We start from the raw sequence: 24785 nt of genomic DNA, 5'->3' as shown, positions 1-24785 counted from the left end.
AGTACAACAGAGAGTCTGTCGACCCATGTTTGAAGTAAACCCTGTGTACAACAAACTCAAGGAGCTGGCTGAACGGGCCGAGCTTCTTAGGGGGTACCTTTGACTATGATGCCAAGAAAGAGCGTCTGGAAGAGGTAAATGCCGAGCTGGAACAGCCGGATGTGTGGAACCAGCCCGAACGTGCCCAGGCACTGGGTAAGGAAAGATCCAGCCTGGATACGGTGATCGGTACCCTGGACGCCCTGGCATCGGGTCTCGAAGACATTGCAGGTCTGGTGGAACTGGCGGTTGAGGAAGAAGATGAAGACACCTTCATCGAAGCCCAGACCGAGCTGGACACTCTGGACAAACGGCTGGCGGATCTGGAATTTCGCCGCATGTTCTCCGGCGAGCATGATGCCTCCGATTGCTATCTGGATCTGCAGTCCGGCTCCGGCGGTACCGAAGCACAGGACTGGTGCAACATCGTCTTGCGCATGTATTTGCGCTGGGGCGAGTCGCGCGGCTTCAAGACCGAGCTCATCGAACTGTCTGACGGCGATGTAGCCGGCATCAAGTCCGCTACCATCAAATTCAGCGGCGAATATGCCTTCGGCTGGCTGCGTACCGAATCCGGCGTACACCGTCTGGTGCGAAAGTCGCCCTTCGATTCCGGCGGCCGTCGTCACACCTCCTTCTGCTCTGCCTTTGTTTATCCGGAAGTCGATGACGATATCGAAATCGAAATCAATCCTTCGGATCTGCGGGTCGATACCTACCGCGCCTCGGGCGCCGGTGGTCAGCACGTTAACCGAACCGACTCGGCGGTGCGTCTTACCCACGAGCCGACCGGCATAGTGGTGCAGTGTCAGAACGACAGATCCCAGCACAAGAACCGGGATCAGGCGATGAAGCAGCTGAAAGCCAAGCTGTACGAGTTCGAGCTGCAGAAACAGAATGTCGAAAAGCAGGCGATGGAAGACAGCAAGTCCGATATCGGCTGGGGCAGCCAGATCCGCTCCTACGTGCTGGACGATGCCCGCATCAAGGATTTGCGTACCGGTGTCGAGACCCGCAACACCCAATCGGTGCTGGACGGCGACCTGGACAAGTTTATCGAGGCCAGCCTCAAGTCCGGGCTCTAAGTAGCTGGTGACACCGTCGACACGACGGTCAGATACTGCCAAGCAGACCCTCCGCGCCAGGGAAGGCGAGGCGGAGCCCCCAGGGGGCGAGCTTGCTCGCCGTGGCGAGTCGCTTCAGCTTGACCGAACATCCAGTGAATGTTCGCAGCAAGCAGAAGCGGCGAGTATCACGTCCTGAGGCGTGTCTGCGTGCAGTACTGACCGCCGTGGCGTGACTCGGACTCAAGTTATTTAATCGAAAAGATTCAAACAAGGCTTAATCATGACAGAGCAGCTACAAGACGAGAACAAATTGATCGCCGAGCGCCGCGCCAAGCTCGACCAGATCCGCAAGAATTGCCCGGCCAACGGCCACCCCAACGATTTTCAGCGTGAACATCTGGCCGCCGATCTTCAGGCCGAATTCGGCGAGCACGACAAAGACGCCCTGGTTGCCCTGGGTAAAACTGTGTCCGTTGCCGGCCGCATCATGGCCAAGCGTGGCCCTTTCCTGGCATTGCAGGACATGACCGGCCGCATTCAGGCCTATGCCACCAAAGAAGCCCAGCAGATCATCAAGGCTCAGTACGCGGGTCTGGATATCGGTGACATCGTCGGTGTAACCGGCATATTGCACAAGTCCGGCAAGGGCGATCTCTACGTCAACATGGATCAATTCCAGCTGCTGACCAAGGCGCTGCGCCCACTGCCCGAGAAATTCCACGGCCTGTCGGATCAGGAAACCCGTTATCGTCAGCGGTATCTGGACCTTATCACCAACGACGACTCGCGCCGTACCTTCCAGGTGCGTTCGCAGGTGATGGCGGCCATTCGGCAGTTCATGAACGGCCACGGCTTCATGGAAGTCGAAACCCCCATGATGCAGGTGATTCCGGGTGGCGCTTCTGCTCGTCCCTTTATCACCCATCACAATGCCCTCGACATGGACATGTACCTGCGTATCGCGCCCGAGCTGTACCTGAAGCGGCTGGTTGTGGGTGGTTTCGAGAAGGTGTTCGAGATCAACCGTAACTTCCGTAACGAAGGTCTGTCGCCGCGTCATAACCCGGAATTCACCATGATGGAATTCTACTGGGCTTATGCGGACTACCGGGATCTGATGGACTTCACCGAAGAGATGCTGCGCACCGTGACCACTCAGGTACTGGGCAGCCCCGAGGTGAAGTACGGCGAAGAGACGTTTGATTTCGGCAAGCCGTTCGAGCGTCTGAGCATGAAGAACGCCATCCTCAAGTACAACCCGGAAGTGACCCTGGATCAGCTGGCGACCTTCGAGAGCGCCTGTGAAGTTGCCAAGGATCTGAAGATCAAGATCGAGAAGTCCTGGGGCCTGGGTCGTGTGATCACCGAGATCTTCGAAGAGACCGCCGAGCACCGCCTGATCCAGCCGACCTTCATTACCGAATATCCGGAAGAAGTGTCGCCGCTGGCGCGCCGTAACGATACCGATCCGACCATTACCGACCGTTTCGAGTTCTTCATCGGTGGCCGCGAAATTGCCAACGGTTTCTCGGAGCTGAACGACGCCGAAGATCAGGCCCAGCGTTTCCGCGACCAGGTGAACCAGAAGGATGCGGGCGACGACGAAGCCATGTTCTATGACGAAGACTACGTGACGTCGCTGGAACACGGCCTGCCGCCGACCGCCGGCCAGGGTATCGGCATCGACCGTCTGGTGATGCTGCTGACCGACTCGCACACCATCCGTGACGTTATCCTGTTCCCGACCCTGCGCCCACAGCGCTAAGTTGACTCCCCAATAGGGGAAGAGCAGTGCAATAAACAAAGCCGACCTTGGGTCGGCTTTGTTGTTTCTGGCATCTGGCGTTTTGTTTTTAGTCGTCATCCTGACGAAAGTCAGGATCTCGCTTTTGGCTCGACGCTTGGCGCTAATAAATGTAGCCGCCGCTTTAGCTGGCGGGACTGCGAAGAGCAGTCCGATCTATGAAGTTTATCTGTAAAAGTCGGACAAAGGGCCCGCTCCGCCGACACGCTATGAATACATCCCTGTACGCTCTCTGTTTCATCCATGAAACAGAAGGTCGGCGGAGCAGATCCCTTTATCCTCCTTGCAGTTGCGGCGTCGCCTGTTAGTCGTGACAGTTGGCTGCGCCAGTTTTTTCTGACCGCTGTGAGGCACAGGCTTTCCTTCTGAGCGTAACTGTTTCAGCCAATTGTATAGTGTTTGTTCCGAGATGTTTTCTTCTGCTGCAACATCCGGGACAGATCGGCTGTGGGGTGGCAACAGCTTCTTCAATACCGCCTCACGGCGCTCCAGTGAATAACGTGGCATATATCCTACAAACCGCCCACTGTCGTACTTTTAAGGAAGCCAGCCTATCGGACAACTATCCTGACACTGCGGGCGGCTCGGTAACCTCGGGGAGGATGAAGGGATCTGCTCCGCCGACCCTCCGCGCCAGGGAGAGAGCGGCGGAGCCCCCATGGATGGGTTTACGGCGTGTCGGAGGAGCGGGCCCTTTATCCGACCTTATACAGAGTAACAAAAGAGAACGATTATTTAATCTGCCAGCTTTCGCTGGCAGTTTCGTTTTTACGGAATTAAATCATCCTGCTCCGCAGTCCCGCCAGCTAAAGCGGCGGCTACGAAAACCATGTCTGCTTTTAAGTCAGGCGATCATCCTTTCCAGTCCCCACTGCTGATCAGCTTGTCGGTCACCCGGTTCACCGCTTTGGCGGTACGCTCCACTATGTCGTCGATATCGTTGCGGGTCACCACCAGTGGTGGGGCGAAGCCCAGAATATCGCCGTGGGGCATGGCGCGGGCGATCAGGCCCTGCTCCAGACAGGCGGCGGCTATTTGCGGCCCCACCTTGAGGGCGGGATCGAAATGTTCGCGTTTGCCCTTGTTGCTGGAAAATTCCAGCGCGTGCAGCAGGCCCACGCCGCGAGTCTCGCCCACCAGCGGGTGTTCGGCAAAGGTTTCCTGCATGCGCTGCTGCAGATAGGCACCGGTATCCCGGGCGTTGGCGGTGAGGTTTTCGCGGGCGATGATGTCCAGGTTGCACAGCGCGGCGGCGGCGCCCATCGGGTGGCCGGAATAGGTGTAACCGTGGCCGATGGCACCCCATTCATCGGTGCCTTGCTCCAACACTTTCCACACCCTATCGCCGACGATCACTCCCGATAATGGCTGATAGGCCGAGGTCAGCCCCTTGGCGATGGTCATCAGATCCGGCTTCATGTCGTAGTGAATCGAGCCAAAGTCGGAACCGAGGCGACCGAACCCACAGACTACTTCGTCGGCAATCAACAGAATGTCGTACTTGTCGAGCACCTTGCGGATCTCGGTCCAGTAACCCTGGGGTGGCGGCACTATGCCACCGGTGCCCAGCACCGGCTCTCCGATCATGGCGGCCACGGTGTCCGTCCCTTCCGCCAGTATCATGTCTTCCAGCTTGGCGGCGCAGTAGCGGGAGAACTCGACCTCGCTCATATTGTCGTCGGGGCGGCGGTAATACACGGGTGCCAGGGTGTGCTTGATGCGATCCAGCGGCAGATCGAAATGGGCATGAAACAACGGCAGGCCGGTCATGGAGCCGGAGGCGATGCTGGAGCCGTGATAGCCGCGATCTCGCGAGATGATCTTCTTCTTCTCGGGGCGGCCGAGCACGTTGTTGTAGTACCACACCAGTTTGAGCTGGGTTTCGTTGGCATCACTGCCGGACATACCGTAATACACCTTGCTCATGCCGGCGGGCGCCATCTTGATGATGCGGTCAGACAGCTCGATCAGCGCCTCGTTGGTGTGGCCCACATAGGTGTGGTAGTAGGCCAGCTTCTTGGCCTGCTCGTAGATGGCCTCGGCCATTTCGGTGCGGCCGTAGCCGATGTTGACGCAATAGAGGCCGGCAAAGGCATCCACCAGCTCTATGCCTTCCGAATCCTGAATGCGGATGCCCTGAGCGCTGGTAATGATGCGGCCGCCCATTTCACCGTGCGCATATTGCTTGAGGTGGGTCGAGGCATGAAACACTGTGTTGCGGTCGATTTCGAGCAGCTTTCTGGTATCTATGGTCATGGTCGTCACTCCTTGATAGGTCTGGTTCAGCGTCCGCCCGGCAGGTTGCCCAGGCAGTAATATTTGATCTGGCTGTATTCGTCGAAGCCGTGACGGCTGCCTTCTCGTCCCAGGCCCGATTGCTTGATGCCGCCGAAGGGGATGCCATGGCCGGTCATCTTCACCGAGTTGACCGATACCATGCCGAATTCCAGGCCGCGCAGCAGTTGCCAGATGTAGCGAATGTCGTGACCGTAAACATAGGCGGTGAGGCCGTATTCGGTGTCGTTGGCCAGGGGAAGCAGCTCATCGAAGTGGTCGTAGGCCAGTACCCCGGCTACCGGACAGAAGTTCTCTTCGCGAAACACCTTCATTTGCGGGGTCACGTCGGCCAGCAGGGTCGGCATGAAGAAGTTGGCGCCCGGTGCCGCTTGTTGGTCACCGGCTATCAGGCGGGCACCTTTGGCCACCGCGTCATCCACAATTTCCTGCGCCTTGGCGACCGCCCGGTGTGAAATCAGCGGACCCATGGTCACGCCCTGCTCGAAGCCGTTACCCACCCTGATACACGCCATTTCGCCGGCGAAGGCGTCGAGAAAGGCCTCGTAACCGCTGCGCGGCACCAGGATGCGGTTGGCGGCCAGGCAGTCCTGCCCGGCGGTCTGGAACTTGGCCGCCACTGCAGCCCTGGCCGCTTCGGCGATGTTCATGTCCGGCAATACGATAAAGGGCGCGTTACCGCCGAGTTCCATCGAGCATTTTTTAACGGTGCTGGCGGCCTGCTCCAACAGCAGCTTGCCGACCCGGGTCGAGCCGGTGAACGACAGTGCCCTGACCTTGTTGGACTGGCACAAGAGGGTGCAGATGTCGGCACCCTTGCCGGTGAGCACGTTGATGACACCAGGCGGAAAACCGGCGCGTTCGGCCAGTTCGGCCAGCGCCAGCGCCGAAAACGGGGTTTCGCTGGCCGGCTTGATCAATACAGTGCAACCGATGGCCAGCGCCGCGGCGGCCTTGCGGGTGATCATCGCATGAGGAAAATTCCAGGGCGTGATCAGCGCCGCCACGCCGATGGGCTCGCGAATGGTGGCCAGCTGGGCGTTGGGAATGTGACTGGGAATGGTGTCGCCGTAGGCGCGGCGGCCTTCTTCCGCGAACCAGCGCACAAAGGAGGCGCCATAGTCGACTTCACCCCGGGCATCAGCCAGCGATTTTCCCTGCTCCAGCACCATCAGAATGGCCAGGTCTTCCTTGTGCTCCAGAATAAGGTCGTGCCAGCGCATCAGGATGGCGGCACGCTCGTCGGCAAGCAGGCTGCGCCAGGGCGGGAAGGCGTTGGCGGCGGCTGCTATGGCTTCATTGACCTGCTGCGGTTGCAGCTGGGTGCAGTGGCCGATGACATCACCGGTGGCCGGGTTGAACACGGCCATATCTCGGTTGCCATGGACCCATTTGCCATTGATATAGGCCAGCTCGCGCACCAGCCGGGGATCCCTGAGATAGGGCATGATGGCGTCGGTGACCTTGCTGTTTGACATGGGGCTGAGGGAAAGGCTCATCGGCGGCACCTCTTTGTCTGGTTACTGAAAGCGGCTTGTAGTGATGGACTGGTTGTCACTGAGTTGATGTCACGGACTTGTTGTCATGAAATTGATGCCATGAGGTCATTCTAGGAGTGAAGGCGGGGAGATACTTTTTGTTGTGACCGCCGTAACGGTATGATTTTTCTGATTGGCGGGCTTGAAACCGCACTTTTTTCCGACTGGGGTCCAGAGGCAACACAGCCGCCTCCCTCGACACGCCATGGGTAAATGACACTCACCGTTTCAGCTAACTGCGAGCATTCACTGGATGCTCGGTTTAGCTGAAACGATTCGTCACGGCGAGACAAGCTCGCTCCCTGGCATTTCACGGTCGTGGGAGGTCGTCTCTGTTGCCTCCTCCTGAGCTCCGAGTTGCCTGCAGAAATACCAATAGACGGCTCGGTAACATCAGGGAGGATGAAGGGATCTGCTCCGCCGACCGTCACATGACAGGGCCAACAAAAGCTCCTGCAATGCTGGCACTCCCGCCTTCCATGGCGGTCGGATGTCATGTGCTGAGCGTTACAGGGACGTACTTGAAGCGAGTCGGCGGAGCGGGCCCTTTGTCCGACATTTACACAGAAATAAAATAGATCCATTGTTTAATAGGAAAGGTATTAGGCCAACACCTGTGAATCGAACTCCAGCCCGGGCGGCTGTTGTTTGATGGTTTTGGTGACGATATAGGTGAAGTAGCGCTCTATGCCGATATTCGACTCCAGCCAGTGGTCAATCAGCCGCTGATACTGATCGATGCCGTCGCACATCACCCGCAGGATGTAATCCACGCCGCCGCCGGTGGCGTAGCAGTCCACTACCTGCTCACAGGTCTGCATGGCCTGCTCGAAACGCTGAAAGGCCTCGGCACTGTGCTGCTTGAGGCTGACTTCCACCAGCACCGGCGTGCGTTTGAACAGCACATCGGCATTGATGCGGGCGCCGTATCCTTCGATGATGCCGGCTTGTTCCAGCCGTTTTACCCGCTCCCAGCAGGGGCTGACCGACAGGCTGATGGCCTCGGCCAGGCCCGACTTGGTGATGCGCCCCTGTTGGTGCAGTATCTGCAGAATATGAATGTCGTAGCGATCCAACTGCATCTTTCGTTACCTCCTGGCTCTGTTATCGCTTAACTGTTATCGCTTAATAAAGAGTTGGCGTGAGTAGTTGCACAGGGTTTCTACCCCGGCGTCGGTGATGACGATGCTCTCTGTGGTTTCCATGCCCCAGTCGTCCAGCCACAGGCCGGGCATGAAGTGGAAGGTCATGCCCGGCTCCAGTATGGTCTGGTCGGTGTTACGCAGGCTCATGGTGCGCTCGCCCCAGTCCGGTGGGTAGCTGAGCCCTATGGGATAGCCACAGCGAGCCCCCTCCCGGTCGAAACCGAATTCCGCCAGGGTGGCGTTGAGGGCATCGGCAATATCGGCACAGCGGTTGCCGGGTCGGGCGGCGGTCAGTCCCGCTTCCAGCCCCGCATTGAGGGCTTCTTCGGCCCGCAGAAAATCATCGGTCGGCCGGCCCAGATAGATGGTGCGCGACAGTATGCAGTGATAGCGCCGATGACAGCCGGCAAGCTCGAAGAAGGTGCCTTCGTTGTGGTTGAAGGGCCGTTCGTCCCAGGTCAGGTGCGGTGCCGAGGCATCCTTGCCCGAGGGCAGCATGGGCACTATGGCCGGGTAGTCGCCGTAATGGCCGTCATGGCCTTCCATCGCCACCCGGTAGATTTCGGCCACCAGCCGGTTCTTGGGCAGGCCCGGCTCTATCATGTCCAGGGCGGCCTGGTGCATGTTTTCCACGATGCGGGCGGCGATGCGCATATAGCGCAGTTCGGTTTCCGATTTAATGGCCCGGCACCAGTTCACCAGGGCGGTGGCGTCCACCAGTTCGGCGTCGGGCAGGTTTTCCCGCAGCGACAGGTAGGCGGCAGGGCTGAAATAGTAGTTGTCCATCTCGATGCCGATATTGCCGTAGGCCCAGTCCCGGGGTTTGAGCAGCTGGTTGGCCAGATACTCCATGGCGTTCAGCGGCGGATTCATCACGTAGTAGTCCGGATACCAGGTAATGTTGTCTTCCTGCAGGTAAACGGTTCGCTTGGCACCGTTAGAGTCCATTTGTCGGCCATACCAGATGGGCTCGCCGGCCGGGCCCACCACCACCACCTGAGGGGTATAAAAAGACCAGCCGTCATAGCCGGTTAGCCAGGCGATATTGGACGGATCGTGCACGATCAGCGTCTGAATATCCTGACTTGCCATGGCGTTTCTTACCTTGGTCAGACGTTGCTGGTATTCCTCGATGGAAAAGCTGGGGATCTGGTTATGCATGTCACGCCTCGCGATAGCCGATGTTCGGACCTTAACCCTGCCTGCAGGCAAGCGGGGATTGTTGAACCTGGGGTCTGTGGGCGGTTGCGCCCTGTCGGGCACAACCGCCGCTCAGCAATCAACCGGAGGTACACCCGGCGTTGACAGAAATGACCGGTAACACCGGCGAGTGCCGGCCCGCGAGTAGATGAAAAGAAGCAATGTGGCTGTCTGGCTGTGTCTATCCATGTGAATGACCTCAACGGGCCCTGCGGCCCTTGGTGCTCAAGTGGTACTCATCCTTTTTGTCAGCATAGCAACGAACTAGCTGGCTGCATCAAGGTGGCTGAATGCCCGGATAAACATCCTGACGATTGCAGCGGCAGGCGAGGCGTCGTTTAGGCTCACGGGCCGGTCTGAGAAGATCTCATCAGCTCCATTCGAAGATTAAATTTATTTTATAAATGATAAAATTTTGTGATTCTGTTCACGGAGTGACCAGTTGTGGCGGTCATGGGGTTGCTGAACTGTTTTTTAAATGTAAAATCCCGCCTCTTACAATCTAGCCAGTTCACTTATCTATAAAAATAACTAATGGCAGATCAATCATTCAGGTTTTGCTGAGGAATACAAAATGAAAGGTTCTCTCTCTACCCGCATCTTCGCCGGCCTCTTTGCCGGTCTGATCATCGGAAGCATGATCCAGTATCTTTTTTCTGGAGTCTCGTTTTTGAACGACAACGTTGTGGGTCTGGCCGAAGGGCTGGGCGGCATGTTTGTGTCGTTGATCAAGCTGATGGTAGTGCCACTGGTCTACATTTCCATCGTGACCGGCATCTGCGAGCTGCGTGATATCGCCAGCTTCGGCCGGCTCGGCAGCAAGACCTTCGGGCTCTATGTTATCAACACCATGCTGTCGATTGCCGCCGCCATTCTTGTCGGGGTGATCTTCCAGCCGGGCATGGGCGCTACCCTGCCGCACGGTGCCTCGACCACCGTCGAGCTGGCTACCACAGAAACACCGGACATCGGCGCCATGCTGATCGGTATAGTGCCCAGCAACCCGGTGCAGGCCTTTGCCTCCGGTGACATGCTGCAGATTATCTTCATGGCCATCATCACCGGCCTGGCCATTCAGGCCATGGGCAGCGCTGCGGCTCCAGCCATGCGCACCTTCCGCGTGGCTAATCAGGTGATGATGAAGCTGGTTGGCCTGGTGATGACTCTGGCTCCTTATGGCGTGTTCGCGCTGATGATAAGCCTGGGCGCCACCCTGGAAGCCAACACCCTGATGTCGGTTGCCGGTTATGTGGGACTGGTGGTACTGGTACTGACCTTCTGGATTCTGGTGGTTTACCCGCTGGCGGTATGGCTGACCACTGGCGTCAAGCCCAAGGCGTTTCGCCAGGCGACCCGCGAGCAGCTGCTGTTCTCGCTGTCTACCGCCAGCTCTAACGCCACCATTCCGGTGACCATGCGTACCCTGACCGAAAAGCTGGGCGTATCCCGCGCCATCGCCGGCTTCGGCGTGCCGCTGGGTGCCACCATCAACATGTCCGGCTCCGCCATCTATATCACCCTGGCCGCCATGTTTGCCGCCAACATTTCCGGTACTCCCATTCCGGCCGGTGACCTGCTGACCGTGGGCGTGACCGTGCTGCTGATGTCCGTGGGCGTGGGTGGTGTACCCGGTGGTGCCGTGGTTATGGCCGGTGTGCTGCTGCATCAGATGGGTCTGCCCATCGAAGCCATGGCCATCATCATGGCGGTGGACAGAATCAACGACATGTTCTGTACCGCTTCCAACGTGGTGGGCGATACCGCTGTCAACACCATAGTGGCGAAGATGGAAGGTAACCCTCAGCCGGTAGAAGAGGCCGAGGTAATAGCCGAGCCGCTAGCGAATAAACAAACATCCTAAGATAAAAAAACCGCCGAAAGGCGGTTTTTTTTAGCCTGGCACCTGCCGGGTCGGATGTGGGATGGGGAACACCTTGTCGTAGACCAGATTATAGACAAAGGCATAGACCAGATAAAAAGTGGCCATGGCAATGTCCATCATGAAGGCTTCCCACAGGGTGATGCTCAGATACCAGGCGATCATCGGCATGAACAGCAGCAGCAGGCCGCCCTCGAACAGCAAGGCGTGAAACACCCGCTGCGGTATGGTTTTACGCACGTCGCCGCGAAATTTCAGCATGGCGTGGTCGAACAGCAGGTTGTAAACATAGTTCCACAGGGTAGCGATAATGGAGCCAACCACCGCCATGATGCCCATCAAATGGAGTTCGAAGCCGAAGATCCAGCTGGCCAGCGGGGCAAAGATAATCAGACCTATTATCTCGAATCCCAGGGTATGGCGAATACGATCTTTGGTGGTACGCATGAAAACTCCTTGCTGATTTTATCGTCTTGGGGGCTGATTCTATCTGTTAATATCCTATATCAAAGTTGGAATGTATCGGATTTATAGATAGATGAGTTTTTCATTGGAACAGTTACAGGCTTTTGTGGCGACCGTGGATACCGGCTCTTTCTCTGCCGCCGCCCGCCGGTTGGGCAAGGCCCAGTCGGTGATCAGTACCGCCGTGTCCAATCTGGAAATCGATCTGGGCAACAGCCTGTTTTTGCGCAGCGGCCGCTATCCCCGCCTGACGCCGGCCGGAGAGCGGCTACTGGCGGAGGCGCGGGTGATACTCGAGCGTTGCGAGCACTTTCGCGGGGTTGCCAAAAGCCTGGGCGAAGGAGTGGAAAGCCGGCTGGTGCTGGCGGTTGATGAACTTTATCCCTCCGAGCAATTGGGTGCCCTGATGGACGAATTTTCCCGCCGTTTTCCCAGTGTGGAGCTGGAGCTGCTGTTTCCGCTGATGGAAGATGTCAGCCGCATGGTGCTGGAAGAGCGGGTCGATCTGGGCATTATGTGGCGTCAGGAGATTCTGCCTTCGGCACTGAATTTTCATGCGCTGGGCTGGGTGCCGCTGAAGATTGTCTGCGCGCCAAAGCATGAACTGGCCCGTCAGCAGGTGGGATGGGAAGAGCTCAAGCGTTACCGGCAACTGATGGTGGCGACCCGTAACGACAGTGAAGAAAAGGTCCGGTTACGGGTGGCGGCCGATGTCTGGTGGGTCGAAAGCCATTGGGTCATCGTCGAGCTGGTGCAGCGCAATCTGGGCTGGGCTTTCGTGCCCGAACATGTGGTGGCCGGCGCCCTGGATAATGGTTATCTGGTCTCGCCGGCACTGGCATTTGACGATCATGACTGGCCGGTGGCGCTGGAGCTTATCTGGCACAAGCAGCGGCCTCTGGGCAAGGCCGCCGCCTGGTTGAAAGAGGCGGCGATTGGCGCGGCTCAGTCTACCAGGTTGTAGGGCAGGGGTTGCAGGCTCAGCCGACTGTCGTCCTGCCCCTTGAGGCGGAATACCGCATCGGGTTCCAGGTCTTTATTGAGCACCGATGTCAGCAGACATTCTTCACCTTGTTGCCAGACACTCAGCACGGTACCGGCCCGGCGCCAGTTGTCGCCCAGTTGCAGCTCCAGATCCTGATTGGCGACGATGTCGCCGGAAGCCGTACCGGCCAGCACGAACATGGCTTTCTTGTTGGCGCCCCGGTATTTGGCACGCGCCACGGTTTCCTGGCCCATGTAGCAGCCCTTGGTGAAGCTGATGCCACCGATGGCCTGCAGGTTGAGCATCTGCGGAATATATTCCCCCTGATGCTCGGCGCTCATGTCCGGCAAGCCGACATGAATCATCAGTCCCTGCCATTCCTGCTCGCTACCGCGGGGCAGCTCGGACAGTTCGGATGGCTCGGTGCCTTGTGGCAGCAGCAGCAGGGCATGCTCGGCCGCGACTGGTATCACTACGCCACCCTGCCAGAGGTTGCCGTCGCCGACCTGATGGTTGAGCCAGTGGGACAGACCTTCGCCGGCCAGGCCGAACACTTGCCAGTGACGGCTGACATCCTCTACCTCGGTATTGGCGAAGACGGCGAATTTTTTCAGTTCCGGCAGCTGACGCTCGAGCAGTGACTGGTTGAACACCAGCAGCAGTTGTTCACCCAGGTTGGCCAGCCAGAACTGAGCCCATAGCTTGCCCTTGCTGTCGCAATGGCCGCCGGGGGTGGCGTCACCGGCGCTTAGTTTGTTTACGTCGCAGGTGACCTGGCCCTGCAGATATTTGGTTCTGTCTGCTCCGGTCAGGCCGATCACGGCCCTGTCGGTCAGGGGGTAAAGCACGGGAGAAGAAGCAAGAGTCAACACGGGGGCGCTCCCTTGATTGGTTATCAATAAATTAAGTGTGACCTTCATGGTAAAGATGGCCAACACATTTGTCAGTACTCATTCGACCTTATACCATGAGCTTTGTTTTATTTTTTGGAAGCCACCATGCTTAAACCCTCTGATAAACCCCGTCTTATCTGGGCCTGCCGCCGTGGCATGCTGGAACTGGACGTGATTCTGGCGCCCTTTGTCGAACACGAATACGACGGGCTGAGCGAAGAACATAAAGCGGTGTTCCGGCGCCTGCTGGAATGTGATGATCCGGATTTATTCGCCTGGTTGATGGGCCATCAGCGCTCCGACGATGCCGCGCTGCAGGCCATGGTGGAGTATATTCTTGAGCGTAACCAGGTTCGCAATCAGCGCTGAGCCGTCCCGGTTACATCGCTGTTATCTGCTGGCGGCGGCCACCGCCTTGTGGTTACCCGCAAGCCTGTTGCTGAGCGCCGACCGGCTGCCCTGGTTTGCACCCGGCTGGCTGCTGGTATCGGCCCTACTGTGGGTTCGCGGTTCCGGGTATCGGCTGCAGGGAGAATACAATAACGGCGTGCTCAGCCTGAACGGGCGCAGCGGCGTTTTGTCATCTTATAGCCGGGCCGGGCCCGGCTTTTTATTGCTGGTGCTGAAAGACGACCCCTGGCCGCCACTGTGGCTGTTTCAGGATGCAGTACCGGAGTCGGTATTCCGCCGCCTGTCGCAACGGGTGCTGCTGGCCGATTAGTGAGTCATCTTTCTACCTGTGCATCGGATTACGCATCGGACAAAGAGCCCGCTCCGCCGACTCGCCATGAACCCATCCATGGGGGCTCCGCCGCGCCCTCCCTGGCGCGGAGGGTCGGCGGAGCAGATCTCTTTATCCTCTTCCGGGCGGCGGAGTCTACCTCGGAAATGCTGTCGGACCACTAGGGAGAGTGGGAATGCCGGAACGGCAGGAGCATTTTCCGGCCCTGCTATTTAACGGTCGTGGGAGTCGTTCTCTGTTACCTCTTCTTGAACACCGAGTTGCCTGCAGACGACGCCAGCAGGCGACACCGGTGCTTCAAGTAGGGCAAAGGGATCTGCTCAGCCGACCATCACATGACAGGGACGTCATGTGATGAGCGTCACAGGGAGGTGCTTGAAGCGGGTCGGCGGAGCGGGCCCTTTGTCCTACAGTCTCACCATTATTCCAAAAAACACGTTCTACTTCTTTAGAGCTTGTGGCCCTGTGGTGGGCTTAAGGCTGACGGCTCTTTTCCGCGATGTAGTTGCTCGGCACCATGATGGTCGGCTTGGGATCTGCGAGTTGCTCCGGGTAATCCAGGGTGTAATGCAGGCCGCGGGACTCCTTGCGCTCCATCGCCGAGCGCACTATCAACTCGGCCACCTGCACCAGGTTACGCAGCTCCAGCAGGTTGTTGCTGACCCGGAAGTTGGCGTAATACTCCTGAATTTCCTGCTGCAACAGATCGATACGACGCTTGGCTCTTTCCAGTCGCTTGTCGGAACGAACGATACCGACGTAGTCCCACATGAATAGCCGCAGCTCGTGCCAGTTGTGATGGATCACCACCTCTTCGTCCGAGTCGTCCACCTTGCTTTCGTCCCACAGCGGCAATATCGGCGGCTCTGGCGTGCGCGCCAGCTTGGCCAGCATGTCTTCGCCGGCGGCGCGGGCAAAAACGATGCATTCCAGCAGGGAGTTGGACGCCATGCGGTTGGCGCCGTGCAGGCCGGTGTAGGACACCTCGCCGATGGCGTAGAGCCCCTCGATATCGGTGTGGCCCTTGTGATCCACCATGACGCCGCCGCAGGTATAGTGAGCCGCAGGCACCACCGGCATCGGCTGCCGGGTAATGTCGATGCCGACCCTGAGGCAGCGCTCGTAAATGGTGGGGAAGTGCTTGAGGATGAAGTCGGCCGGCTGGTGGCTGATGTCCAGATACATGCACTCGGCACCGAGGCGCTTCATCTCATGGTCGATGGCGCGGGCAACGATATCGCGCGGGGCCAGCTCGGCCCGCTCGTCATAATCGGGCATGAAACGGCTGCCGTCGGGGCGTTTGAGCAGGGCACCTTCACCGCGCAGCGCTTCGCTCAGCAAAAAGTTGTTGTCCGCCGGATGGAACAGGCTGGTGGGGTGGAACTGATTGAATTCCATGTTGGCCACCCGGCAGCCGGCGCGCCAGGCCATGGCGATACCGTCGCCGGAGCTGACGTCCGGGTTGGAGGTGTACTGATACACCTTGGAGGCACCGCCGGTGGCCATGGCGATAAAACGGGCCCGTACCGTTTCTACCCGTTCTTTATTGCGGTTCCAGACGTAGGCGCCCAGTACCCGGTTGCCGGGCAGACCCAGCTTGGCGCTGGTGATTAAATCCAGCGCGTTAACCCGTTCCAGAATATGAATGTTAGGATGCCGCTGCACCTGTTCGTTCAGGGTCAGTTGTACCGCCCGGCCGGTGGCATCGGCGGCGTGGAAGATGCGTCTGTGGCTGTGGCCGCCTTCCCGGGTGAGGTGATAGGAAGACTCACCCTGAGCCGACTCTTCGGTGTCGAAGGGCACGCCCTGGCCAATCAGCCATTTAATGGCGTCGGGGGCCTGACGTGCGGTAAATTCCACTACGGTCTCGTCACAGAGTCCGGCACCGGCAATCAGGGTGTCGGTAACGTGGGATTCAATACTATCCGTTTCATCGAACACAGCGGCAATACCGCCCTGGGCGTAAAGGGTCGAGCCTTCGGCAAGCGAACCCTTGCTGAGCACATGAACCCTGGCATGATCGGCCAGTTTCAGCGCCAGTGACAGCCCGGCGGCACCGCTGCCAATGATGAGTACGTCGCAGAGGTATTCAACGGGATCCTTCATAAAGTATCATTGGCCCAGTATGGATAATCTTTCTATGTTATCCCAAGCTGCCGGCAGGTGCAGCCGGAATCACCTTTCTCAAATGAGTTCAGAACTTTTGTCCGCATCCGCAGTCTATTAAGGTGCGCTTATTACGGGCCGGTGTGGCAACGCACCGGATTATTCGGAGGTTACGCGGCTCGCATGAGCGATAATTTAACAGACCAGCAACTGGTTGAACGGGTCCAGCGTGGCGATAAAAACGCGTACAACCTGCTGGTAAAAAAATATCAGTATAAAGTGGCGAACCTGGTGTCCCGATTTGTGTCTAACCCAGGAGACGTACCGGATGTGACGCAAGAGGCTTTTATCAAGGCGTATCGGGCCTTGCCCGGGTTTCGCGGAGAGAGTGCCTTTTTTACCTGGCTGTACCGGATCGCGGTGAACACCGCCAAGAATTATCTGGTGGCACAGCGGCGGCGACCTCCGGGCAGTGATGTTGACATCGAGGATGCAGAATTTTACGACGGCGGCGAGGGGTTGAAAGATTCGGCGTCACCGGAACATCTCATGTTGTCGGAAGAGATCAGGCGGGCGGTATTCGAGACCATTGAGACTCTTCCGGAGGATCTTAAAACGGCGATCACTTTGCGCGAGCTGGAAGGGATGAGCTATGAAGATATTGCCAAGGTGATGGACTGTCCTGTCGGGACGGTTCGTTCCCGGATTTTCCGGGCACGCGAGGCTATCGACAAGCGGGTCCAGCCGTTACTTCAGGGTTGAACGGGGAATAACTGTTATGGCTAACGTTATGACGAATAAAGAGCAGATTTCGGCACTGGTAGACGGAGAAATCCAGGACAAGGTATTGCTGGAGCAGTTGGGGGATGATCTCGAGCTGGCGGATACCTTTGGTCGTTATCACCTGTACGGTGATGCCTTGCGCAGCGAGTTGCCGAGTCATCTGCGGCTGGACATGAGCGACAGAATAGCGGCGGCCCTGGCCGACGAGCCGGCCATGATAGCGGCTCCGGCTGCGGCAAAACCGCAGGAAGAAGGCGCCAATGTAGTGCGTCCGCTGTTTGGCCGAATCTCCCCCATGCTGCGCCACATCGGTCAGTTTGCGGTGGCGGCCTCGGTGTCGGCGGCGGTAATCGTCGGGGTGCAGCAATACGGCCAGGGCGACCTGCAGTCTCCGGTGCTGAATACGGTACCCATGAACGGTGGTGCGGCCCCGGTCAGCCTTAATTACCAGATAGCGCCGCGCGAGAGCTCGCAGGAACAGGCCTTGCTGGAACAACAGCGTCGTATTCATGAGTTGTTGATGGATCACGAATTGCAGCAACGACTGCGCCAGAACTGAAGGTAATCGGCTTTGAGAATAAAGGGCCTTAGCGCCGTTATCCTGATATTTGCGTGGGCATGGTCGGGCATGACCATGGCCGAGAACGAATCGGCAGAAGCCTTGTTGCAGCGCATGCAACAGGCCTATCAGCAACTGAACTTCGAGCTGACGTTGGTTGAATCCGGTCAGGGGCAGCTTGAACCCAAGCGACTGACCCGGGGTCATATCGATGGTCAGGTGTTTACCCATCTTACCCATCTCAATGGTCGGCCCCGCGAATTCGTGCAGCGTGACGATGAAACCAGCTTTTTCGATGCCAGCCACGGCGGTTATACACTCAAAGACGCCACCCTGCCCGGACTCTTTCATCGTCTGCAGCTGATGCCCTTGGCACCTGTGCTGACCCATTATGATGCGGTTGTCGCCGGACGCAGTCGTGTGCTGGGGCGGGTGGCCCAGGTGGTCCGGCTGGCGCCCCGAGCCGAGGGGTATTACGGCTATATACTGTGGCTGGATCAGGAAACCGGTTTATTGCTCAAGCTGGATACCCTGGATCAGGACGCCGGTGTGGTAGAGCAAAGTCTGGGGGTCGCTCTGCGGATCAGCGAGGAGCCCAGCGCCCTGATCCGAGAGCTGAAAACCGCCGCCTTGCCGCCGGCGATGTCGGTGGCTGAAGTCTATCCGGCGCCGCAGCAAGTCTTGCCCTGGCAAACCGGCTGGCTGCCCGAAGGCTTCGAGTTGCGCTCCGAGGATAAACACAAGCTACCGGTCACGGAGCGGCTGGTGGACTATCTGATGCTGTCCAATGGCCTGGTGGATGTGTCCGTGTATGTGGCCGAGGCCGGCGCCAATACCGAGCCGCACCAGCAGCTGGTGCGCCAGGGGGCAACCCATCTGGTCAGCCTGGTCAATCCGGCACGGGTTGAAATTACCGTAGTGGGGGCTATTCCCGCCGACACCGCCCGCCGGATAGCCGAGTCTATCGAGCCCAGGAACACACCATGATTGAAGAGATTGCCACCGTATTGGCAGTGCACGAGGACGGGGTGGAAGTGGTCTGTTTCAGCAAGTCGGCCTGTGGTCAGTGCAAGCAAAACAGCACTTGCGGCACCGGTCTGGTATCGAAGGCGCTGCCCGGTCGAGATCACCGTTTCGTGATAGCGACCAAGTTACCACTGGCGGTCAATCAGCAGGTGCGTATCGGTATTCCCGAGCAGAGTATTATCACCAGCGCCCTGCTGGTTTATCTGCTGCCGCTGCTGCTGTTGCTGGGCGGCGCCTTGCTTGCCAGTAGCGGACTGGGTCTTGGCGATGGCGGCACTCTGGCGGGGGCGGCCATCGGCGGCGTCGCTGGTTTTGTACTGGCGTCCCGCTGGGCTAAAAGCCCCGGCAAGATGCTGGCCGAGCCGGTCATCATAGCGCCGGTTCTCCCGGTGGCCAATATCGACTAAGGATTGGCCACGGTAGTGCTAATCCAGTAGAATCCCGCCTTTGACTCTCGCTTTCAGACAACGGACTCCTTATCGCATCATGAAGCATATTCGTAACTTTTCCGTCATCGCTCATATAGACCACGGCAAGTCCACCCTGTCCGATCGTTTGATCCAGGTATGTGGTGGCTTGTCCGATCGGGAAATGCAGCAGCAGGTTCTCGACTCCATGGATCTGGAGCGGGAGCGCGGCATTACCATCAAAGCCCAGAGTGTGACCCTGAACTACCAGGCCGACGACGGCGAACAGTACCAGCTGAACTTTATCGATACCCCGGGGCACGTCGACTTCTCTTATGAAGTATCCCGCTCTCTTGCCGCCTGTGAAGGCGCTTTGCTGGTAGTGGATGCGGGTCAGGGCGTTGAGGCACAGACTCTGGCCAACTGTTACACCGCCCTGGAAATGGATCTGGAAGTGGTGCCGGTACTGAACAAGATAGACTTGCCCCAGGCCGAGCCGGAGCGGGTGGCCCAGGAAATCGAAGACATCGTCGGCATCGACGCCATCGATGCGGTGCGTTGCTCGGCCAAGACCGGTCTGGGTGTGGATGCGGTGCTGGAAACCATAGTACGTCAGATCCCGCCGCCCGAGGGTAACCCGGAAGGGCCGCTGCAGGCGCTGATCATCGACTCCTGGTTCGACTCCTACCTGGGTGTGGTGTCGCTGGTACGAGTCAAGCACGGCAGCCTGAAGAAAAACGACAAGATCAAGGTGATGAGTACCGGACAGGTGTGGGGCGTGGACCGTATCGGCATCTTTACCCCCAAGCAGAAAGACACAGGCGGCCTGAACTGCGGTGAAGTAGGCTGGGTGGTGTGTGGCATCAAGGAAATCCACGGTGCGCCGGTGGGAGATACCCTGACCCACGCCAAACACGGTGCCGAAAAGGCGCTGCCCGGCTTCAAGAAGGTCAAGCCGCAGGTGTATGCGGGACTGTTCCCGATTTCCAGCGATGACTATGAATCTTTCCGTGATGCATTGGACAAGCTGTCGCTGAATGACGCCTCCCTCTTCTATGAGCCGGAGACTTCCAACGCGCTGGGCTTTGGCTTCCGTTGTGGTTTCCTCGGTATGCTGCACATGGAAATCGTTCAGGAGCGACTGGAGCGGGAATATAATCTGGATCTGATCACCACGGCGCCGACCGTGGTCTACGAGATCGTCCAGACCAACGGTGAAACCATTCACATCGACAGCCCGTCCAACCTGCCGGCCACCAACAACATCGAAGAGCTGCGCGAGCCCATTGCCGAATGTAATATTCTGGTACCACAGGAATATCTGGGTAACGTGATCACCCTCTGTATCGAGAAGCGGGGCGTACAGACCAACATGGTCTATCACGGCAACCAGGTGGCCCTGAGCTACGATATTCCGATGGCGGAAGTGGTGCTCGACTTCTTCGACCGTCTCAAGTCCTGCAGCCGGGGCTATGCTTCTCTGGATTACGGCTTCAAACGCTTTGAAGCGGCCGACATGGTGCGACTGGATATTCTGATCAACGGTGACCGGATCGATGCGCTGGCCATTATCACCCACAAGGAAAACGCCTTGTACCGGGGCCGTCAGCTGGTGGAAAAAATGCGCGAGCTGATCCCGCGTCAGATGTTTGATATCGCCATTCAGGCGTCTATCGGCAGCCAGATTATCTCGCGTAGCACGGTCAAGGCTCTGCGCAAAGACGTGACCGCCAAGTGTTACGGCGGCGACGTCAGCCGCAAGAAAAAGCTGCTGTCCAAACAGAAAGAAGGCAAGAAGCGCATGAAATCCCTGGGGCGGGTCGATATTCCTCAGGATGCCTTCCTGGCCATCCTCCATGTCGGTAAGGACAAGTAACCATGGCAAGTAACTTTGCCCTGATTCTGGTGCTGGTGACTCTGGTCACCGGCATTATCTGGGCCTGTGACAAATGGATATGGGCGCCGCAACGGGCACGTAAAATTTCCGAGGCTCAGCTGGCCCATGGTAATAAAGTGGATGCAGCGGTTCTGAATCGGGCGGCCCGGGTACCGGGCTGGATCGAGCAGGCCCGGTCTATCTTCCCGGTGATTGCCGTCGTGCTGGTATTGCGCTCTTTTATCTATGAGCCGTTCCAGATCCCGTCCGGCTCCATGATGCCGACTCTGCTGGTGGGTGATTTCATCCTGGTGGAAAAGTTTGCCTACGGCCTGAAAGAGCCGGTCGGCAACACTACCCTGATCCCGACCGGCAAGCCGGAACGGGGCGATGTGGTGGTGTTCAAGTATCCGGAAGATACCCGCATCGATTACATCAAGCGGGTGATCGGCCTGCCCGGGGATCGCATCGTCTATCAGGACAAGCAGCTTTATATCAAGCCGGCCTGTGACGGTGACAACTGCCCCGACTTTACGCCGGTGGCACTGGAATATGAACAAAGTGGAGAGTTTACCCAGATGGGCATTCCGCTCGAGCATTACCGCGAGCGTCTGACCGATGAGTCCCACGACATACTGCGCAATCCGTTGTTACCCGACCGGGTGTCCATGTATCACCGTCAGCCGGGCACGGCGCGGAATGAATGGGTGGTGCCTGCCGGGCATTACTTCACCATGGGTGACAACAGAGACAACAGTACCGACAGCCGGTTCTGGGGTTTTGTGCCCGAAGAAAACCTGGTGGGCAAGGCGGTGGCTATCTGGATTAGCTTTGAGTTTGAACGTAACGCCGACAGCTGGTTACCCTCCTGGGTGCCGAGCGATGTGCGTTTCAGCCGTATAGGCGCGATTCGTTAATGAAAAAACTGAATATTCTGCAAAAAAAACTGGGCCATACCTTCAACGATGAAAACATGTTGATACGGGCCCTGACCCACAGAAGCGCCGGCGCTCGTCATAACGAGCGGCTGGAGTTTCTGGGTGACTCCCTGCTGAGCATGGTGATCGCCGATGCCCTGTTTCACCGCTTTCCCAAGGTGAACGAAGGTGACATGTCGCGTATGCGCGCTACCCTGGTGCGAGAAAAGACCCTGGCCGAGCTGGCGCGGGAATTCGAGCTGGGCGAGTACCTGATCCTGGGCCCGGGTGAGCTGAAAAGCGGCGGCTATCGGCGGGAGTCTATCCTGGCCGATGCGGTGGAAGCCTTGATCGGCGCCGTTTATCTGGATACGGATATCGAGCAGATGCGTACCATGCTGCTGTCCTGGTATGACGACAGGCTCAATGATATTCAGCCGGGCATCGATCAGAAAGATCCCAAGACCCGACTGCAGGAATTGCTGCAGGGTAAACGCAAGCCCTTGCCGACCTACACAGTGGTGGACGTGATCGGCGAAGCCCATAATCAGAAATTTACCGTGCATTGTCAGATTGATGGTGTACCTGAGCCGGTGGTTGGTCTTGGTACCAGCCGGCGTAAGGCCGAGCAATCGGCCGCCGAACATGCCCTGGATGTGCTGCTATGACAGACCAAGAACAAACTTATTGCGGCTTTGTCGCCATCGTTGGCCGGCCCAATGTGGGCAAATCGACCCTGCTGAACCAGCTGCTGGGCCAGAAGGTCAGCATCACCTCGCGCAAGCCGCAGACCACGCGGCATCGCATCATGGGTATCGACACCGAAGGCGCCTATCAGGCCATCTATGTGGATACTCCTGGCTTGCATATCGAAGAAAAGCGCGCCATCAACCGCCTGATGAACCGGGCCGCAAGCAGCTCGCTGGGCGATGTAGAGATGGTAGTGTTCATGGTGGAAGGCACCAAGTGGACCGCCGACGACGAGATGGTGGTGAACAAGCTGCGCCGTATGGACTGCCCTGTAGTGCTGGCTATCAACAAAATCGACAACGTCGAGACCAAAGACGAGCTGCTGCCTCACATGCAATGGCTGTCGCAGAAGATGGACTTCGCCGACATAGTGCCGATTTCTGCGGAAAAGGGCACCAATGTGGACACCATCGCCAAGTTGGCTCGCTCTCGGTTGAAGCCTTCCCTGCATTATTTTCCGGAAGACTACATCACTGACAGATCCTCCCGCTTTATGGCGGCAGAGATCATCCGCGAGAAGCTGATGCGCTTCATGGGCGAAGAGCTGCCTTATTCGGTCACGGTAGAAATCGAAGACTACAAGGTTAACGAGCAGGGCATAGTGCACATCAACGGCCTGATCCTGGTCGAGCGCAGCGGCCAGAAGCGTATGGTGATCGGCAACAAGGGCGAAAAGCTCAAGGTGATCGGTACCGAAGCGCGGCTGGATCTGGAACGACTACTGGAGCAAAAGGTCTTTCTGGAGTTGTGGGTCAAGGTCAAATCCGGCTGGGCCGATGACGAGCGGGCCCTGCGTAGTCTGGGGTACGGTGACGACTGAGACTGAGCATGGCGCACGCCGCCTTCGTCATTCATAGCCGGCCCTACCGGGAAACCAGTCAACTGGTGGAGGTATTCACCCGGGAACAGGGCCGGCAGAGTCTGGTGGCCAAAGGCAGTCGCCAGCCGAGATCACCACTGAAAGGGCTGTTACAGCCCTTTGTGCCGTTAAGGCTCGGCTTTGCCGGCAAGGGCGAGCTGAAAAACCTGCACCATGCAGAAGCCACGGCCCCGGCCATCCGCCTGACGGGCACGGCCCTGTACAGCGGCCTCTACCTTAACGAACTAATCTACTACCTGCTGGAAGCGCACACCCCCTTCGACGAGGTGTTTGACGCCTATCACAATACGCTGACAAAACTGGCCAATGGCGAAGGTATTGAACCCTGTCTGCGCCATTTCGAGTTTTATATGTTAAACATACTGGGTTATGGCGTCGATTTTACCCAGGACGCCCTGAGTGGCGAGGCCATTCGTCCCGAAGCCTGGTATCGGTATCAGCCGGAGTCCGGCTTTATCGCCCTGGAGCAGGCCGAGCCTGGCGCTTACCCGGGCGATCATCTTTATGCCCTGGCCGAGCTCGATTTGAGTCGGCTGGGGGTGCTGGCGTCTGCCAAGCGCTTCAGCCGGCAGGCGTTGGGGCCTTATCTCGGCGGCCGGGTCTTGCGCAGTCGAGCCCTGTTTATCAAAGGAAAGAGAGGAAGTCGCAGTGAGTGAATTGTATTTAGGCGTGAATATCGATCACATTGCCACCTTGCGTAATGCCAGGGGCACCAGTTATCCGGATCCGGTGCAGGCGGCAGCCCTGGCCGAACAGGCGGGTGCCGACGGCATTACCGTGCACCTGCGCGAAGATCGACGTCATATCGTCGACAGGGACGTGGACATCCTGAGCCAGACCATTCAAACCCGGATGAACCTGGAAATGGCGGTCACCGACGAGATGCTGGATATTGCCTGTCGCATCAAGCCGGCCTTCGTTTGTCTGGTACCGGAAAAGCGGGAAGAAGTGACCACAGAGGGCGGGCTTGATGTGGCCGGTCAGCTCGACAAGGTGGGTGCCGCCGTGGCTCGATTGACCGAAGCCGGCATCAAGGTGTCGCTGTTTATCGATGCCGACCGGGCGCAGATCGATGCGGTGGTCGCCACAGGCGCACCCTATATCGAGATCCACACCGGTCATTATGCCGATGCGCCCAGTGAAGCCGAACAGTGTGCCGAGCTGAAGCGCATCTCCGCCGCCGCCTCTTACGCCCACGATCGGGGCCTGAAGGTGAACGGCGGCCACGGCCTGCATTACCACAACGTCAAGCCCATCGCCGCCATCCCCGAGATGCTGGAGCTGAACATCGGCCATGCCATCATAGCCCGAGCCGCCTTCGACGGTCTGGAAAAGGCCATTCGTGACATGAAGCGGCTGATGCGCGAAGCCCGCCAGGGCGTCTAAAAAACCGGGATTCGGGACTAGGGAATGGGGATTTGAACGTCGC

General features: G+C 58.1%; 23 protein-coding genes and 1 pseudogene. 16 read left to right on the top strand and 8 right to left on the bottom strand.

All coding sequences use genetic code 11. The annotated features are described in order from the left end of the window. Positions 1 to 25: 25 nt before the first annotated feature. A protein-coding gene (gene prfB / locus UN63_RS05140) for a peptide chain release factor 2 (RefSeq protein WP_104485714.1) occupies positions 26 to 1124 on the top strand; the annotation gives its coding sequence in 2 pieces (ribosomal slippage) (positions 26 to 100 and positions 102 to 1124; 1098 coding nt in all). Between the two features lie 262 nt (positions 1125 to 1386). Next, positions 1387 to 2871: a lysine--tRNA ligase gene (gene lysS / locus UN63_RS05135; protein ID WP_104485713.1), complete on the top strand. Its 1485-nt coding sequence runs from the start codon at positions 1387 to 1389 to the stop codon at positions 2869 to 2871. Positions 2872 to 3258: 387 nt separating this feature from the next. On the opposite strand, the pseudogene UN63_RS17280 reads toward lysS, so the two are convergent. The 5 genes and pseudogenes from UN63_RS17280 to UN63_RS05110 form a co-directional block, all read right to left on the bottom strand. After that, positions 3259 to 3417 (bottom strand): annotated as a pseudogene (locus UN63_RS17280) (helix-turn-helix domain-containing protein); the annotation flags it as partial. A gap of 345 nt (positions 3418 to 3762) precedes the next feature. Beyond that, positions 3763 to 5166, bottom strand: coding sequence for an aspartate aminotransferase family protein (locus tag UN63_RS05125; RefSeq protein WP_104485711.1), 1404 nt, complete (start codon positions 5164 to 5166; stop codon positions 3763 to 3765). Between the two features lie 26 nt (positions 5167 to 5192). Next, entirely contained in the window at positions 5193 to 6704 is a 1512-nt protein-coding gene (locus UN63_RS05120; protein WP_104485710.1) for an NAD-dependent succinate-semialdehyde dehydrogenase, read from the bottom strand. Between the two features lie 641 nt (positions 6705 to 7345). Then, positions 7346 to 7825, bottom strand: a complete 480-nt coding sequence (locus UN63_RS05115; protein WP_104485709.1) for an Lrp/AsnC family transcriptional regulator — start codon at positions 7823 to 7825, stop codon at positions 7346 to 7348. Positions 7826 to 7861: 36 nt separating this feature from the next. Then, on the bottom strand, positions 7862 to 9049 hold the full coding sequence (locus UN63_RS05110; RefSeq protein ID WP_104485708.1) for a M24 family metallopeptidase: 1188 nt from the start codon (positions 9047 to 9049) through the stop codon (positions 7862 to 7864). Between the two features lie 613 nt (positions 9050 to 9662). Between UN63_RS05110 and UN63_RS05105 the strand changes: the two genes are divergently transcribed. Beyond that, positions 9663 to 10949: a dicarboxylate/amino acid:cation symporter gene (locus UN63_RS05105; RefSeq protein ID WP_104485707.1), complete on the top strand. Its 1287-nt coding sequence runs from the start codon at positions 9663 to 9665 to the stop codon at positions 10947 to 10949. 30 nt (positions 10950 to 10979) lie between these two features. Here the strand turns inward: UN63_RS05105 and UN63_RS05100 are convergent, their stop codons facing one another. Beyond that, positions 10980 to 11414, bottom strand: a complete 435-nt coding sequence (locus UN63_RS05100; RefSeq protein ID WP_104485706.1) for a PACE efflux transporter — start codon at positions 11412 to 11414, stop codon at positions 10980 to 10982. Positions 11415 to 11505: 91 nt separating this feature from the next. Between UN63_RS05100 and UN63_RS05095 the strand changes: the two genes are divergently transcribed. Continuing rightward, positions 11506 to 12396 (top strand): LysR family transcriptional regulator, encoded by an 891-nt coding sequence (locus UN63_RS05095; RefSeq protein ID WP_104485705.1) that lies wholly within the window; start codon positions 11506 to 11508, stop codon positions 12394 to 12396. Here the strand turns inward: UN63_RS05095 and ygfZ are convergent. Then, positions 12378 to 13337, bottom strand: coding sequence for a CAF17-like 4Fe-4S cluster assembly/insertion protein YgfZ (gene ygfZ / locus UN63_RS05090; protein WP_181068180.1), 960 nt, complete (start codon positions 13335 to 13337; stop codon positions 12378 to 12380). The two genes, UN63_RS05095 and ygfZ, sit on opposite strands and share 19 nt — an antisense overlap. Before the next feature lie 78 nt (positions 13338 to 13415). Here ygfZ and UN63_RS05085 point away from each other — a divergent pair, with 78 nt between their 5' ends. Further along, positions 13416 to 13679 (top strand): FAD assembly factor SdhE, encoded by a 264-nt coding sequence (locus UN63_RS05085; RefSeq protein ID WP_104485762.1) that lies wholly within the window; start codon positions 13416 to 13418, stop codon positions 13677 to 13679. After that, positions 13648 to 14031, top strand: coding sequence for a protein YgfX (locus UN63_RS05080; RefSeq protein ID WP_104485703.1), 384 nt, complete (start codon positions 13648 to 13650; stop codon positions 14029 to 14031). The genes UN63_RS05085 and UN63_RS05080 overlap by 32 nt, the downstream gene beginning before the upstream one ends. 495 nt (positions 14032 to 14526) lie before the next feature. On the opposite strand, the gene nadB is transcribed toward UN63_RS05080, so the two are convergent. Continuing rightward, positions 14527 to 16158: an L-aspartate oxidase gene (gene nadB / locus UN63_RS05075; RefSeq protein ID WP_104485702.1), complete on the bottom strand. Its 1632-nt coding sequence runs from the start codon at positions 16156 to 16158 to the stop codon at positions 14527 to 14529. A gap of 183 nt (positions 16159 to 16341) precedes the next feature. On the opposite strand from nadB, the gene rpoE reads away from it, so the two are divergent. The 10 genes from rpoE (at position 16342) to pdxJ (ending at position 24742) form a co-directional block, all read left to right on the top strand. Beyond that, a complete protein-coding gene (gene rpoE / locus UN63_RS05070; protein ID WP_104485701.1) occupies positions 16342 to 16920 on the top strand; it encodes an RNA polymerase sigma factor RpoE in 579 nt (192 codons plus the stop codon). 28 nt (positions 16921 to 16948) lie between these two features. Further along, positions 16949 to 17500 (top strand): sigma-E factor negative regulatory protein, encoded by a 552-nt coding sequence (locus tag UN63_RS05065; RefSeq protein WP_104485700.1) that lies wholly within the window; start codon positions 16949 to 16951, stop codon positions 17498 to 17500. Positions 17501 to 17575: 75 nt separating this feature from the next. Beyond that, entirely contained in the window at positions 17576 to 18487 is a 912-nt protein-coding gene (locus tag UN63_RS05060; protein WP_229793445.1) for a MucB/RseB C-terminal domain-containing protein, read from the top strand. Continuing rightward, on the top strand, positions 18484 to 18933 hold the full coding sequence (locus UN63_RS05055; RefSeq protein WP_104485698.1) for a SoxR reducing system RseC family protein: 450 nt from the start codon (positions 18484 to 18486) through the stop codon (positions 18931 to 18933). Before UN63_RS05060 ends, UN63_RS05055 begins: the two co-directional genes overlap by 4 nt. Before the next feature lie 79 nt (positions 18934 to 19012). Continuing rightward, positions 19013 to 20809: a translation elongation factor 4 gene (gene lepA / locus UN63_RS05050; RefSeq protein WP_104485697.1), complete on the top strand. Its 1797-nt coding sequence runs from the start codon at positions 19013 to 19015 to the stop codon at positions 20807 to 20809. 2 nt (positions 20810 to 20811) lie between these two features. Beyond that, the gene (gene lepB / locus UN63_RS05045; protein ID WP_104485696.1) at positions 20812 to 21726 is read left to right on the top strand and encodes a signal peptidase I; all 915 of its coding nucleotides are present in this window, start codon (positions 20812 to 20814) and stop codon (positions 21724 to 21726) included. Next, positions 21726 to 22394 carry a ribonuclease III gene (gene rnc, locus UN63_RS05040; RefSeq protein ID WP_104485695.1) on the top strand — a complete coding sequence of 223 codons (669 nt, stop codon included), beginning with the start codon at positions 21726 to 21728 and terminating at the stop codon, positions 22392 to 22394. The genes lepB and rnc overlap by 1 nt, the downstream gene beginning before the upstream one ends. Continuing rightward, complete coding sequence (gene era, locus UN63_RS05035) at positions 22391 to 23296, top strand: GTPase Era (RefSeq protein ID WP_104485694.1); 906 nt, start codon at positions 22391 to 22393, stop codon at positions 23294 to 23296. Before rnc ends, era begins: the two co-directional genes overlap by 4 nt. 8 nt (positions 23297 to 23304) lie before the next feature. After that, on the top strand, positions 23305 to 24012 hold the full coding sequence (recO, locus tag UN63_RS05030) for a DNA repair protein RecO (RefSeq protein WP_104485693.1): 708 nt from the start codon (positions 23305 to 23307) through the stop codon (positions 24010 to 24012). Continuing rightward, complete coding sequence (pdxJ, locus tag UN63_RS05025) at positions 24005 to 24742, top strand: pyridoxine 5'-phosphate synthase (protein WP_104485692.1); 738 nt, start codon at positions 24005 to 24007, stop codon at positions 24740 to 24742. Before recO ends, pdxJ begins: the two co-directional genes overlap by 8 nt. Positions 24743 to 24785: the final 43 nt, after the last annotated feature.

The organism is Oceanisphaera arctica, from assembly GCF_002936955.1.
Classification (GTDB): domain Bacteria; phylum Pseudomonadota; class Gammaproteobacteria; order Enterobacterales; family Aeromonadaceae; genus Oceanimonas; species Oceanimonas arctica.
Note: the sequence above shows the minus strand (reverse complement) of the source record. Positions and strands in the feature narration are given on the sequence as shown.

Coding starts and splice junctions, on each gene's coding strand:
- lysS (WP_104485713.1), top strand. CDS start 1,387: ATGACAGAGCAGCTACAAGACGAGAACAAATTGATCGCCGAGCGCCGC.
- UN63_RS05125 (WP_104485711.1), bottom strand. CDS start 5,166: ATGACCATAGATACCAGAAAGCTGCTCGAAATCGACCGCAACACAGTG.
- UN63_RS05120 (WP_104485710.1), bottom strand. CDS start 6,704: ATGAGCCTTTCCCTCAGCCCCATGTCAAACAGCAAGGTCACCGACGCC.
- UN63_RS05115 (WP_104485709.1), bottom strand. CDS start 7,825: ATGCAGTTGGATCGCTACGACATTCATATTCTGCAGATACTGCACCAA.
- UN63_RS05110 (WP_104485708.1), bottom strand. CDS start 9,049: ATGCATAACCAGATCCCCAGCTTTTCCATCGAGGAATACCAGCAACGT.
- UN63_RS05105 (WP_104485707.1), top strand. CDS start 9,663: ATGAAAGGTTCTCTCTCTACCCGCATCTTCGCCGGCCTCTTTGCCGGT.
- UN63_RS05100 (WP_104485706.1), bottom strand. CDS start 11,414: ATGCGTACCACCAAAGATCGTATTCGCCATACCCTGGGATTCGAGATA.
- UN63_RS05095 (WP_104485705.1), top strand. CDS start 11,506: ATGAGTTTTTCATTGGAACAGTTACAGGCTTTTGTGGCGACCGTGGAT.
- ygfZ (WP_181068180.1), bottom strand. CDS start 13,337: ATGAAGGTCACACTTAATTTATTGATAACCAATCAAGGGAGCGCCCCC.
- UN63_RS05085 (WP_104485762.1), top strand. CDS start 13,416: ATGCTTAAACCCTCTGATAAACCCCGTCTTATCTGGGCCTGCCGCCGT.
- nadB (WP_104485702.1), bottom strand. CDS start 16,158: ATGAAGGATCCCGTTGAATACCTCTGCGACGTACTCATCATTGGCAGC.
- rpoE (WP_104485701.1), top strand. CDS start 16,342: ATGAGCGATAATTTAACAGACCAGCAACTGGTTGAACGGGTCCAGCGT.
- UN63_RS05065 (WP_104485700.1), top strand. CDS start 16,949: ATGACGAATAAAGAGCAGATTTCGGCACTGGTAGACGGAGAAATCCAG.
- UN63_RS05060 (WP_229793445.1), top strand. CDS start 17,576: ATGGCCGAGAACGAATCGGCAGAAGCCTTGTTGCAGCGCATGCAACAG.
- UN63_RS05055 (WP_104485698.1), top strand. CDS start 18,484: ATGATTGAAGAGATTGCCACCGTATTGGCAGTGCACGAGGACGGGGTG.
- lepA (WP_104485697.1), top strand. CDS start 19,013: ATGAAGCATATTCGTAACTTTTCCGTCATCGCTCATATAGACCACGGC.
- lepB (WP_104485696.1), top strand. CDS start 20,812: ATGGCAAGTAACTTTGCCCTGATTCTGGTGCTGGTGACTCTGGTCACC.
- rnc (WP_104485695.1), top strand. CDS start 21,726: ATGAAAAAACTGAATATTCTGCAAAAAAAACTGGGCCATACCTTCAAC.
- era (WP_104485694.1), top strand. CDS start 22,391: ATGACAGACCAAGAACAAACTTATTGCGGCTTTGTCGCCATCGTTGGC.
- recO (WP_104485693.1), top strand. CDS start 23,305: ATGGCGCACGCCGCCTTCGTCATTCATAGCCGGCCCTACCGGGAAACC.